14 protein-coding genes are annotated in these 12,619 nt (G+C 47.8%); 2 read left to right on the forward strand and 12 right to left on the reverse strand.

The window, feature by feature from the left end; translation table 11 throughout:
- Positions 1 to 58 precede the first annotated feature (58 nt).
- The 10 genes from rpoS to AC0J20_RS07215 form a co-directional block, all read right to left on the reverse strand.
- Positions 59 to 994 (reverse strand): RNA polymerase sigma factor RpoS, encoded by a 936-nt coding sequence (rpoS, locus tag AC0J20_RS07170; protein WP_473021177.1) that lies wholly within the window; start codon positions 992 to 994, stop codon positions 59 to 61.
- 73 nt (positions 995 to 1,067) lie between these two features.
- Complete coding sequence (locus AC0J20_RS07175; protein WP_473021178.1) at positions 1,068 to 1,874, reverse strand: peptidoglycan DD-metalloendopeptidase family protein; 807 nt, start codon at positions 1,872 to 1,874, stop codon at positions 1,068 to 1,070.
- 12 nt (positions 1,875 to 1,886) lie between these two features.
- A complete protein-coding gene (locus AC0J20_RS07180; protein WP_229528505.1) occupies positions 1,887 to 2,465 on the reverse strand; it encodes a YqaA family protein in 579 nt (192 codons plus the stop codon).
- Entirely contained in the window at positions 2,462 to 3,112 is a 651-nt protein-coding gene (locus AC0J20_RS07185) for a protein-L-isoaspartate(D-aspartate) O-methyltransferase (protein WP_229528506.1), read from the reverse strand. Before AC0J20_RS07185 ends, AC0J20_RS07180 begins: the two co-directional genes overlap by 4 nt.
- A 2-nt stretch (positions 3,113 to 3,114) precedes the next feature.
- A complete protein-coding gene (gene surE, locus AC0J20_RS07190; RefSeq protein WP_229528507.1) occupies positions 3,115 to 3,861 on the reverse strand; it encodes a 5'/3'-nucleotidase SurE in 747 nt (248 codons plus the stop codon).
- Between the two features lie 24 nt (positions 3,862 to 3,885).
- Positions 3,886 to 4,923, reverse strand: a complete 1,038-nt coding sequence (gene truD, locus AC0J20_RS07195) for a tRNA pseudouridine(13) synthase TruD (RefSeq protein ID WP_473021179.1) — start codon at positions 4,921 to 4,923, stop codon at positions 3,886 to 3,888.
- The gene (gene ispF / locus AC0J20_RS07200) at positions 4,920 to 5,417 is read right to left on the reverse strand and encodes a 2-C-methyl-D-erythritol 2,4-cyclodiphosphate synthase (RefSeq protein ID WP_229528509.1); all 498 of its coding nucleotides are present in this window, start codon (positions 5,415 to 5,417) and stop codon (positions 4,920 to 4,922) included. The genes truD and ispF overlap by 4 nt, the downstream gene beginning before the upstream one ends.
- Entirely contained in the window at positions 5,405 to 6,148 is a 744-nt protein-coding gene (gene ispD, locus AC0J20_RS07205; RefSeq protein ID WP_473021180.1) for a 2-C-methyl-D-erythritol 4-phosphate cytidylyltransferase, read from the reverse strand. The genes ispF and ispD overlap by 13 nt, the downstream gene beginning before the upstream one ends.
- Before the next feature lie 71 nt (positions 6,149 to 6,219).
- Positions 6,220 to 6,498 carry a cell division protein FtsB gene (ftsB, locus tag AC0J20_RS07210; RefSeq protein ID WP_229528511.1) on the reverse strand — a complete coding sequence of 93 codons (279 nt, stop codon included), beginning with the start codon at positions 6,496 to 6,498 and terminating at the stop codon, positions 6,220 to 6,222.
- A gap of 62 nt (positions 6,499 to 6,560) precedes the next feature.
- Entirely contained in the window at positions 6,561 to 7,196 is a 636-nt protein-coding gene (locus AC0J20_RS07215) for a LysE family translocator (protein ID WP_229528512.1), read from the reverse strand.
- A 164-nt stretch (positions 7,197 to 7,360) separates the two neighbouring features.
- Between AC0J20_RS07215 and AC0J20_RS07220 the strand changes: the two genes are divergently transcribed.
- Positions 7,361 to 8,452, forward strand: a complete 1,092-nt coding sequence (locus AC0J20_RS07220; protein WP_473021181.1) for a M28 family metallopeptidase — start codon at positions 7,361 to 7,363, stop codon at positions 8,450 to 8,452.
- Positions 8,453 to 8,517: 65 nt separating this feature from the next.
- Here the strand turns inward: AC0J20_RS07220 and AC0J20_RS07225 are convergent, their stop codons facing one another.
- Positions 8,518 to 8,925, reverse strand: coding sequence for an ACT domain-containing protein (locus AC0J20_RS07225; RefSeq protein ID WP_473021182.1), 408 nt, complete (start codon positions 8,923 to 8,925; stop codon positions 8,518 to 8,520).
- A gap of 61 nt (positions 8,926 to 8,986) precedes the next feature.
- Positions 8,987 to 9,613 (reverse strand): TIGR04211 family SH3 domain-containing protein, encoded by a 627-nt coding sequence (locus AC0J20_RS07230; RefSeq protein ID WP_473021183.1) that lies wholly within the window; start codon positions 9,611 to 9,613, stop codon positions 8,987 to 8,989.
- 265 nt (positions 9,614 to 9,878) lie between these two features.
- Here AC0J20_RS07230 and AC0J20_RS07235 point away from each other — a divergent pair, with 265 nt between their 5' ends.
- Complete coding sequence (locus tag AC0J20_RS07235) at positions 9,879 to 12,521, forward strand: M14 family zinc carboxypeptidase (protein WP_473021184.1); 2,643 nt, start codon at positions 9,879 to 9,881, stop codon at positions 12,519 to 12,521.
- Positions 12,522 to 12,619 lie beyond the last annotated feature (98 nt).

Genomic DNA, 12,619 nt, shown 5'->3' on the forward strand with positions numbered 1-12,619 from the left:
TGTTGTGGAACTTAATCCGGAGAGCAAAAAAGAAGCAGCTTAACGGCTTAGGCGACAACTACCTTGAAAAACGCCGTAAACGGCGTAGTGCTTCTACCTGAATTTGTCTGACCCTTTCACGGGTGAGTCCGATCTCAGCGCCGACATCTTCCAGGGTTGAAGGCTCGTAGCCCAGCAGACCAAATCGTCTGGCTAAGACTTCGCGTTGTTTCGGGTTAAGCTCACCCAACCATTCAACGATATTGCATCGGATATCATTATCCTGCACTTCGTCTTCAGGACCACTGCCGCGCTCGTCAGCAATAACATCCAGTAAGGCTTTGTCGTTTTCACTGCCGATAGGCGTGTCTACAGAAGTTATACGTTCATTCAAACGCAACATTTTTGCGACATCTTTTACCGGTTTTTGCAGCGCGTTTGCAATTTCTTCTGCTGTGGGTTCGTGATCAAGTTTTTGTGCCAGCTCTCTGGCTGCGCGCAGATAAACGTTCAGTTCTTTAACCACATGAATCGGCAAACGAATGGTTCGCGTTTGGTTCATGATGGCTCTTTCAATGGTCTGGCGAATCCACCAGGTGGCATAGGTTGAAAAACGGAAACCGCGTTCCGGGTCGAATTTTTCAACCGCGCGGATAAGTCCCAGATTGCCTTCTTCAATGAGATCCAGAAGCGCCAGGCCTCTGTTGTTATAGCGGCGAGCGATTTTAACCACCAAACGCAAATTACTGACGATCATGCGTTTTCTGGAGGCTTCGTCACCTTTGAGTGCGCGTCGCGCAAAAAATACTTCTTCTTCAGCGGTGAGTAGTGGTGAATATCCTATTTCACCCAAATAAAGTTGTGTAGCGTCAAGGTTTTTTTGAATTTCTTCCTGACTGGCAAGAATGTCTTCGAGTGCGTCACTTTGATCTACTTCCTCGACTTCCATTTCTGAAACATCATCATCCAGATTTTCTGAGGCAAGTTCAATGACTGAGGTACTATTATTGGCCATGAGTGAAGTTCTCCTGTCATGGATTATCAGTTATACCCTTCCCACGTCATCTTTTATTATTATTGTTTTTACATCATCTCTTTGGCAAGTAACGTAGTGGGTCCACCGATTTGCCTTTGTACCTGATTTCAAAATGCAGTAATACCTGGCCGGTGTCGTTACTTCCCATTCGGGCAATCTGCTCTCCAGCGGACACCCATTGTTGTTCCTTAACTAACAATGCATCGTTGTGAGCGTAAGCGCTTAAGTAAGAATCGGTATGTTTGATAATGATCAAATTACCGTATCCTCGCAACGCCTTGCCGGTATACACCACTTTACCGTCAGCCGCAGCCCTAATAATGGCTCCGCGCTTATCGCTGATATCGATGCCTTTGTTTCCTACTTCGCTAAGAGAGAATTTGCCTACCAAACGACCGTTTGTTGGCCAGACCCATTTGTTTACCCTCTGTGGAAACGTTTCGGTCTGTAACTTCTCCTTAACATATTGTCCACCATACGCCTGCTTTTTTGGGGGGTCAACTGGTTGATTTACTTGCTTTTTTGAGGTCGGACCAGTTGTTGTGGAAGATTTTTTCGCTTGTCGTGATTTTGGCGCAACCAGGGCTAATTGCTGTCCAGGGTAGATGCTATAAGGCGCGGAGATATTATTGATATGAGCCAGCTCGCGAAAATCTTTGCCCGCCTGGAAGGCAATTGAGTAAAGTGTGTCGCCTTTTTTGACTATATAATTTTTTGCTTTAAGGCTTCCCTTGTTTATAGCGCTATAATCTTTGTGCGTGTTGAGTTTAACAACCGGTGCCGGATTGCTATTTGAAGCACAACCTGACAGCCACCCAAGGCAAAATGAGAGGCAGAGGATCCAGTATTGACGAGACACTCTGCAACTCCTTTATCGCAGTATAAAATAGGCTAGCAGGGCGAGCAAAATAGTTGCCCAGCCAAGCGTATCGATATGCTGGCGTAACTTTTTCTCAAACGGCGCGCCGCCCCAGTACATGAGCCCGGCCACCAGAAAAAATCGCGCTCCCCGACCGATCGTAGACGCAATAATAAATGGGATAAATGCCATGTGCATAGCCCCGGCACTGATGGTAAATACCTTGTAGGGGATAGGCGTGAAACCGGCGAGAAACACCACCCAGATACCGTATTCAGAAAACCATTGCATGGCGTGTTCCAGCTTTGCCTGGTAGCCCCATTGTTCCACTAAAGGTTGAATGATGCCTTCAAAGGCAAACCAGCCCAGAATAAAACCCAATATCCCGCCTAATACTGAACCAACGGTAGTAACAAGAGCGTACCACCAGGCTTTATCAGGGCGGGACAATGACATTGGCGCCAGCATGACATCTGGTGGAATGGGAAAAAATACAGATTCTGCAAAACTCATGCTGCCCAGATACCACTGGGCATGGCGATGTCTGGCCCAGTGCATGGTCTTGTCATAACAAAATTCAAATATTCTCAAAGTAATTCACCTGGTACCAGGGGGACAAAACGCACGTTTTCAATCACCTGTTCGCTAATGCTTTCACCATCGCGGCGATACACTTTGAGTTGTTGCTGGTTGGTGCCTAAGGGGATAATCAGCTGGCCACCCGGTGCCAGTTGTTGCAACAGCGCTTGCGGCAGTGAGCTGGCGGCTGCCGTAACCATGATGGCGTCGTAAGGGCCTTTGCTGGCCCAGCCTTCCCAGCCATCACCGTGTTTCATTTTTATATTGTGTAAATCCAGTTTTTGCATGCGTCTCTTCGCCTGGAACTGTAAAGACTTAATGCGTTCTACGGAATACACTTCCTGAAACAATTGGGCCAGTATCGCGCACTGGTAACCAGATCCTGTGCCAATTTCCAGAATTTTTTGCGCAGGGGTTGGCCCGCTGAGTAAGATTTCTGTCATTTTGGCGACTATGTAGGGCTGAGAAATAGTTTGCCCCTGGCCAATGGGCAGCGCCGTGTTTTGATAAGCTTTATGCTGCAACGCTTCCGGTAAAAACAGCTCCCTGGGCGTGTTGGCAATGGCTTTCAGCACCATTGAATTGCGTATGCCGTCCTGAAACAGCAGTTGTGCCAGAGTTTCCCCCCGGCGATTAAGTGTTCGAGTTGCCTGTACCATTCTTAGAGTTTTTCTATCCAGTTTTTCATGTTGTCGAGGCTCTGGTAAGCCGTCATGTCCACACTGAGTGGTGTTACAGAGCAATAATTATTTGCTACTGCGTAAAAATCTGTACCTTCACCGGCATCCTGCTCCTGACCTACCGCGCCATACCAATATATCTCCCGGCCAAAAGCATCTTTCGATTTAACCATGGATTCTGACCGATGTCGTCTACCCTGGCGCGTCACCTGCAATCCCTTGAGTTCGGCATAGGGAATATCGGGCACATTGATGTTTAAAATCTGGTCCGGCGGTAAAGGATGCTCTGCCAGATGGTTGATGATTTGTAATACCACCAGGGCGGCAGTTTCAAAATGTTCTCCGTCCTTTTGCGCCAGCGATACAGCAATTGCCGGAAGCCCCATGTAACGACCTTCCGTTGCGGCTGCCACCGTGCCGGAATAAATCACATCATCGCCGAGATTGGCGCCGTGGTTGATGCCCGATACCACCAGTTGCGGATCTTCCTCTAAAAATTGATTAACTGCAAGATGCACACAGTCAGAAGGGGTACCGTTGACCATGAAAAATCCGTTGTCCATTTCCTGAATGCGCAAGGGCTGCAACAGCGACAGGGCATTACTGGCACCACTGCAGTTTCTGTCGGGAGCCACAACCACACAGTCGTGTTGCTGGCTCAGGTGTTCGTGCAGAACCCGCAATCCTTTGGCAAAAACGCTGTCATCGTTACTCAGCAGTATCCTCATTATGGCTCCGGTTTCTTTGTGTAATTAATTTAGGCGCAGCAATTCTCTAATGACTGACGTCGCAAAACAACCCGAAGGCAAGGAAAATTTCAGGGTGATTTGCTGCTGTGATTGCTGGCACTGCAATTGTTCCGGAAAAAGCAGTAATTTGCGTCTTTCCTGTTTCAGACCTAGCCCGGACAGGGTATCGCAAATTTCCGGGTACTGAGAGGCCAACTGGTTTTCCAGATCTAAAATCTGATTGCCGGAAGGCAGAGTTCCCTGGCCCCAAAGCGGGGCTGATAACTGAATATCCCGGCTTTGTAACCGCTGTTGCAGGGATTCATCAATGGCTTCGGCGAGAAAGAAACTATTGCTGCCCGTCAAGCTAAACACCTCACCATTTTGGGCTTCTATGCCGTAAGTATGTAAGCGTTCACTGACTGCCTGATTAAATAACCATGAACGTAGCGCGGAAATTGCCAGGTTGCGCTTTTCTCGTTTGCGAATAGTTTGTCCCTTTAGTAAAAACTCAGCCAGTACCAGATTACCCGCCACACCATCGGCGTTGAGATTGCCAAATCGCTGTGGCCCAAAATAGTTGGGCACACCGAGCTTTGCGATATTGGCCAGACGTTCATTGAGGTCGTCGGCTTCCTGAACATCAGTCAGTAGAATCGTAAATTCGTTATGAGACAGGTTACCGGGTCTGAGTTTTTTATGGTGCCATTGACGGTCGAGTACTTCACAACCTTCAAAGACAAAAGGCGTGTTCGCGACAGCTTTATCATGCGCTAACCAGACGCTAAACCACTGTGTTGTGACAGCGTGTTTATCTTTGCGACCGGCATAACCCACATCGCGCTCTTTGACCTTGTAATGACTGGCAAGTTGCTGGGCCACGAAACCGGTGTTCAATCCGGTTTTTCGGATTTGCAGAAACAGATGTTCACCCTCACCGGACGGGGCGAAGGGCAATACCTCATTCACCTGAAAATGTGCCGGTTCGGCTTTTAAAGTGGCACTGCCTGCTGGTGTGCCATGCAAATAATGCCAGTGGTGGATGTGGGGAAACTGATTCATGAAATTGGCGATAGTTGCGGGTTTTTGATTAACAATACGACTGCATGGCAGGCAATGCCTTCTTTGCGTCCGGTGTAACCTAACTTTTCAGTGGTAGTAGCTTTGACGTTAATCTGACTGATATCACAGGCAAGGTCTGCGGCCAGGTTGTGACGGATGGCCTCAATATGCGGTGCCATTTTGGGTGCCTGAGCTATGATGGTGCAGTCCAGATTGTTGATCTGGTAATCCGATGTTTGCGCCTGCTGAAACACAGATTTTAGTAGCGCACGACTATCAGCCCCTTTGTAGGCATCATCGGTATCCGGGAAGTGATGACCAATATCACCCAGTGCCAGGGCACCCAAAATTGCATCACTTATGGCGTGTAATAACACATCTCCGTCTGAATGTGCCAGCAAGCCTTGTTCATAAGGTATTTTTACGCCGCCAATAATAATGGGACCTTCGCCACCAAACTTATGGACATCAAAGCCATGGCCTATTCTGAGCATTGTTCACCTTTTGATTGTTGTTGCAGATAAAATTGTGCCAGTGCCAGGTCGCCCGGGTGGGTGATCTTGATATTGTCCTGAGCGCCTTCTACAAGGTGCACCTGAGCACCGGTGTTTTCCATTGCTGAAGCTTCATCGGTCACCGCAATATTATGTTGCTGGCACCATCTGAGCGCTTCGATTAATTGCTGACGGAGGAAGAACTGCGGTGTCAGGGCTTGCCAGATCAATGCTCTTGGCAAACTTTGTTTGACCCGGACTGAACCCGGATTATTGTTATCGGTAGCGAGTTTGATCGTATCCGTCGCTCTTTTGGCCAGAATTCCCCCTGACGAGCCATCCGCCAGTGCCAGCAAACGGCTGATATCCTCATGTCGCACACAAGGTCTTGCGGCATCGTGGACTAAAACCCAGTCATCCTGACAGGCGTCTAAGCCATTTGTTACCGAATCTGAGCGCTCAGTACCGCCGATGACTTTTTCAATCCAGGGCGCTTTGCTGATGGCCAGGGAGTCAAATTGTTGATCTTCTTGTCCCAGTACCAGCACGATGCGGTTGATATTGGGGTGCGAAATTAAGCGGTTCAGAGTCTGTTCCAACACTGTGCTGTTGCCCAGTGGCAGGTATTGTTTTGGAATTTCGGCGCCCATGCGGCTGCCCACACCGGCTGCGGGTACTACAGCGGTAAATTGCCGGGTTGCGCTGAGCGCGGATAAGGATGTAGCTGGCATCTTGCTCTTTCAGTTTTCAGGGTGCAATTCGTTTTAAAGGCGCAATTTTTTAAGAGCGCCGTAGCCGCGGATTAATCTGAAGGTAATATCCGGTAGAAGGTTTCACCGGGTTTAATTAAGCCCAGTTCATTTCTGGCTCGTTCTTCGATGGATTCAAGACCCATTTTAAGATCCTGAATATCCGCAATTAATAAACTGTTGCGCTGTCGCAAATTCTGATTATGCAACAATTGCTCTGCAAGCTCCTGTTCCATGTTTAAATAGTCGGGAATACTGTGCTTTCCAAACCATAAGCGGTATTGCAGAGCCAGTAGCAACACAAACAACAAGGTTGTAATGATTTTTCCCATTTTATCGGACTCGCAAAAACCTCGCTAAATGATAGCTAACCTGGATCTTCAGCGCAAAGGGTTTATTTTATCACTTCCTGGACGCCAATCCAGCCACCCAAACCCAGAAGTAGCGAGCCTGAGAACCTGTCCTGGTAATGTATAAATCGGGGATGTTGTTTCATAAAGTGACCCAACTTACCGGATAACGCTGCCACAAACAGGTCACAAAGCAGAGCTATAACAGCATAAGTACTGCCCAGTAAAATAAACTGCAAGGTGACATTACCATTTTCCGGTGACACAAACTGCGGTAAAAAAGCCAGAAAGAACAGCGCCGTTTTGGGGTTCGTAAGCTCTACAATAATGCTTTGATTAAATATGCTCGACAGAGAACGTTTGTCTATCTGGGTTACTTCATCTGGAGCAGCAGGTTTTGCCCTGAGGTAGCTGATCCCCAGATAAATCAGGTACAAAGCCCCGGCGATTTTCAATAAGGTATAGGCCAGTGGCGCATAGGTAAACACTGCTGCCAGTCCCAGAGCTGACAACAGCACATAAATAAATGAACCCATTGCCATGCCACTGGCGGCAACCGCACCTCCCATAAATCCCTGATGGATACTGCGGGCCATAATATAAAGATTGGATGGGCCAGGAGAAATGCTGAGTAAAAACGCGGCGAAACTAAAAGCGAGAAATGTTTCAACTGAAACCATGTGCAGCTCCGAAAGTATATGATTGCCGGATTTTAGCCCGAATAGCCATGTGATGAAAGGGCGGCAATAGTCGCGGCAATGTCGGTGGCGAGTGCACAGCACATTTACTTTTTAAATCTTAGGGTTAAGCTTAATGCAATGTATTAATCAAATGCGCACCCAACATGAATATATTTAAAAAAACGTTAATGACGACATTGGTTTCCCTGACGATAGGCAGCTCGCTGTCGGTTTCTGCCAATGGCCAAAGTGCTGTGATGCAATATCTGGAAGCCGTAACCTTGCCTGAAAATGGGATTGCTGCCAGAGAAGCCGGAACCGAGACCGAACAAAAAACCGCTGATTTTGTGGTAAAAACCTTTTCTGAGATGGGCTATAAGCCGGTGGTGCACGAATTTACTCACCCGGTACTCAATAAAAAGGGCGCTTTTTTGAAGTCCAGCAACATCATTGCAGATATCAAAGGGGCTTCAAACAACATGCTGGTACTGGGTGCTCACTTTGATTCTACCGGCTCCGACAAAGGCTCACAGGGAGCAATGGACAATGGCGCGGGGCTGGCGGTGATGTTGGCCGTAGCCAGTTACATTAGTCAGCAGGAGCAACTGCCCTACAGCATTCGCTTTATCGCTTTTGGCGCAGAGGAAATCGGGAAAGTGGGCTCCAGAGCTTACCTGGAGAGTTTGCAGGAAACACCTGAAGTTATCGCAAATATCATCGGCATGGTAAACCTGGATACGGTAGCCGGTGGCGATTATCTTTACGTACACAGCGCTCATACCACACCGTATAAATGTGGTGGAGATAACAGTAACTACAATGCTGAAACGTCCATGCGGCAGGCCGTGTTACAGGCGTCGCAAGAGCAATTGGGTGATGCTGCCCATAAGATTCACCCTGAGTTTCCCGGCTATCCGGAAGGGGTCACCGGAGACTGGTCTGATCATGAGTCGTTTTCCTGCAACGGTATTGCGATTGCCTACATAGAAACTACCAATTTTCAGATCAACGGCAAGGATGGCTACGACGGTTACTCACAATCAACGAATCCGGGACTGTGGGATTGTTTTGACCCGGATAAGGTGACAGCCTGTGACAGAGAGAGTGAGACGCAATGGGGGCGGATTTGGCATTCAGGTAACGATCAGCTCAAACATCTGGAGTCGGTATTTCCGGGGCGTGTGCAAAAGCAACTGGATGCCAATGTCAAAGTGCTGAATGCGTTTTTCAGCAATGCGGATAAGTATCTGAACTGAACAACGCTGCGTTACTTAAGAAGAGTAGCGTAGGAAGTAAGTGTAGGGAATTTTTTGGGGCCTCTTTACTGATGCTCTTCGCTTAATTTAGTTAGAGCAAGCAATGCTTGCTCTGCTTTGTCTTTAGGCACAAAAATATGGTCGTGGTGAAATGCCGCCACCACATTGGCACTGATACCCTGTTCCGTGAGGCGGTTACTGACAGCGGCAGTCAGACCGACTGCTTCAAGGCTGGAATAGACCAAAAGTTCAATCCGACAATATTGCCCGGCATTGTTAAAACCCAGCTGATCGGCATGCTCTGGCTGAGTGATGAGTGTTAAACCTTCCTGTTCTTTCACAATGGCAAAGCAGGATTCTGCTAACTCTGTTGTCAATTGTGATGGGGCGATACAACAAAACACCCAATTTTGTGGGTGTAACACTGGCTTCATACTTTTCAGCAACTCAGCAAGTTCTTTAATGGCGCTCATCGGTATGTTATCTCAGCGGTCAGTCAGTAAATGGTGATCTACCCAATGCTGTGCTCGTAATTTAGTAGCGATCGTAAAGCGAGTCTGAACGCTTTTTCCTGCGCAATACCAGGGTCAGGAATATACCTGCCAGTGCGCCACTGCCGGCCACCATTGCGCCGCGATAAAACATTTCTTTTTCAGCGTCAGTCGTTTGAGTTGATAGCTGTTGTTCTAACTGAGATGCTAACTGCATCTGTTCTTCCAGCTGTTGGCTCAGTTCTACTTTTTCCTGTTCTGCTGCCCGCAATTGACTCTCGAGGCGCAAAATCTCATCGGATTGGGTCTGTAGCTGAGGGCCGGTATCTTCCAACTGAACTTCCAGTTGCTGAATTTGCTGTCGAATAGATGTGTCGCTGACAAATTCAGACTTAATCCAGCCTGTTCTGTCGCGTTCATCACTGATCTCTGTGAAGCCGGTTTCGGTATCGGTGTTTAAGATCGAAATTGCGCTGCCTGCCGTCACCGAACCCAAAATACGGTAATTGGTGCCAGGACCGGAATGCATATAGATAAAAAGATCGTCGGACACAAACGCGTAGTTGGCGTCGCTTTCTGTGTTGTCCACACTACTCAAATCATCGTTTTCCTGAGCGATGAGTGCCTGGGAATTAATCAAAAATAGAAGAAAAAATAATCGTTTTATCATGTGCTTACACCGCTTCCTGTGTGATACAGAAATATTAGATTCTTGAAATAATATTGCAACCGTTATTCCACCCTTATTTGGCGTGAAACCCGGGTCAATTTAAAAAATGTTAACTGGTTATCACTAAAGCTCACTCTAATTCAAATTCGCGTCAGGTCAGCATGGCATAAGCTGGCAACAAGCAATGGTTTCCAGATTATCGTTTTAAAAAAAACACAAGAGTGCCATACTGCCGCTATCCAGTCTGAATATGCTTCTTAAAACAATGCGTTATATTTTCATTTTAGTCTCTTTTCTGTTTTGTCACTCTCTGGCCGTCGCGGGTTTATGGCCTGGGGCAAAATATGACGAGGAAACACCGACATTACAGTCTTTGTACGGTTACAAAGCAGGTGAAAAACTCAGCAATACGACACAAATAGAAGGTTATCTGACTGCACTGTCCAAAGCGCATCCGGATAAAATCCAGGTGCTGCCTTATGGTCAAAGTTGGCAGGGACGCACACTGAATTACGCTGTAATCAGTTCAGCAGCGAATCTTGCCAGACTGGACGAGATCCGGGCACAGTATCTGAAGTTTGCCGATCCCAGAAAAACCAATAAGCGGGCAATGCAGGCGCAACTGGCGCAACTACCTTCGATAGTCTGGCTGGGTTATGGTGTGCACGGCAACGAAGTTTCCTCCCCGGATGCGGCATTGCAAGTGGCTTATCACTTACTGGCGTCTGATGATGCCATGGTCAAAGAGATTTTAGACAATGTCATTGTATTGCTGGACCCGGTTCAAAATCCTGATGGCAGAGAAAAATTTATTCATCATTTTGAGAATAATACCGGGCCTGAAGCCAATGGCCATGCTTTTGCGACCGAGCGTCGCGAAGGCTGGAATACCGGCAGAACCAATCATTATATATTCGATTTAAACCGCGACTGGGCGGCAATTACTCAACCTGAAACCTTGGGAAGAGTAAAGTTACTATCTCAGTGGTTGCCCCTGATCGCGGTAGATTTGCACGAATTTGGTTCCGATTATACCTATTACTTCACTCCGGAAGCGGACCCGTTCAACCCCTATATCACCGAGGTACAAAAACAGGGCCTGGAGATCATTGGTAAAAACAACGCAAAGTACTTTGACCAACAAGGCTGGCGGTATTTTACCCGTGAAATTTACGATGCGTTTTTCCCCGGTTATGGTGCGGGATGGCCGGTGTTTTACGGCGCTTTAGGAATGACTTACGAGCAGGCATCTCCCAGGGGGCTAAAAGCCACCAACAAATTAGGAGAAACTTTCACCTACCGCGATGCTGTCGAACATCACTTTGTCGCCTCAGTGGCGACACTGGAAACAGCAGCAAAGCATCGGGCCTTGTTTCTGCAGCGCTTTTGGGAATATCGCGAAAGCGCGATCACAGAGGGAGATAAGGGCGACGTCAGACAAATTATCCTGGCCCGCAGTGATGACCCCTACAACACTGACCGGTTGGCAAAGCTGCTGAGCATTCAGGGTATTGAACTAAGCCAGGCGCAAAAAGCCTTTAAAGCCTGTGGCAACACGTTTGCCGCAGGGGACTATATTATTGATATGGCTCAGCCCAATTATCGCATGATCCGAAATTACCTGGATCAACATATTCCGATGGAAAAAGATTTTCTTGCCCTTCAGGAAGATTTGAGACGGCAGCATAAAAGTCACGTTTTGTACGATGTTACCGCCTGGTCAAAGCGGCTAACCCATAATGTCGCCGTGCACTATTGTAATGCATCGCCAGCGGCCACCAGTCTGCCTCTGGATGGCCAGGCAAAGAGCGAGGTGAAGCAAAGCGGGGATGGTGAACTGGCCTGGTTAATTGACTGGCAGCATACCGGCAGCGCATTGTTTTTAGTGGAAGCCTTGCAAAGCGATATTGAAATCTGGAGTAGCGATAAGTCCTTTACGCAGCACAACCGCACGTTTCCCAAAGGCTCTTTAATTATTTATAAAAAGGCTGTGTCGGAGTCGGGCAAGCGCAAACTGCAGGAGCTGGCCGCTAAATATCAGGTGGAGCTGGTGAACACGAATTCCGGGTGGGTGGATAAAGGCGTGAATTTTGGCAGCCAGCATGTGGTCAAAATGAAATCGCCGAATATTGCCTTGTTATGGGAGCGTCCGACTTCCTCCTACCTGGCGGGGGCAACACGTTATGTGTTTGAACAACAGCTGAATCATCCGGTTAATACCATAGCGGCCAGATACCTGAATAGTGTGGATCTGTTTGAGTTTGATGTGCTGATTTTACCTGGTGGTGGAAATTACGCTTCCTACATTAATAAGCGGGGGCTGGAAAAGCTGAATACCTGGTTGCGCCAGGGCGGGGTGATTGTTGCTCTGGATAGCAGTATCGCATTTTTAACAGACAACCAGTTGAGTCAATTACAGGTTGAAGAAAACCAAATTGATGCGCGTAAATCACAGCAAGAACCAGTCTCTGGCGTGATTGCTAACGCCAGCCAGTACGAAGCCTTGCAGGTGGATCCCAAACGGCCTATGGCATCGTCGCCAGGTAATATTTTAAAGGTGCAGCCCAATACTGATCACTGGATGATGGTGGGCATCAACCGCCCGGTTTACAGCTTTGCCTCGGGCAACGTTACCTATAAACCGCTGCATCGTGGAGAAGGTGTCAATGTCGCTCATTATGCCGATGCTGATTCGGTGTTAGCCAGTGGTTATCTCTGGCAGGATTACAACCAGCAACTGGCTTTTAAGCCGTTTATGACCCTGGAAGATTTTGGCGATGGTATGGTTATCAGTATGCCTGAAAGTCCCACATTCAGGGGGCAGCAGCCGGGCTTACACATGTTGTGGGTCAATGCGATTTGGCGAAGTGTTGCGCATACCAAGGCCAACATACGCAACGGCAAGTAAGGTCATTAATACCGGGGGCCAATGTCCCCTGAAATTTTATGAGTAATTTAACCGCAGTTCGGTTATATTAGGTGATACCACAACGAACCTTATTCTAT

This window comes from Planctobacterium sp. R6 (assembly GCF_055755215.1).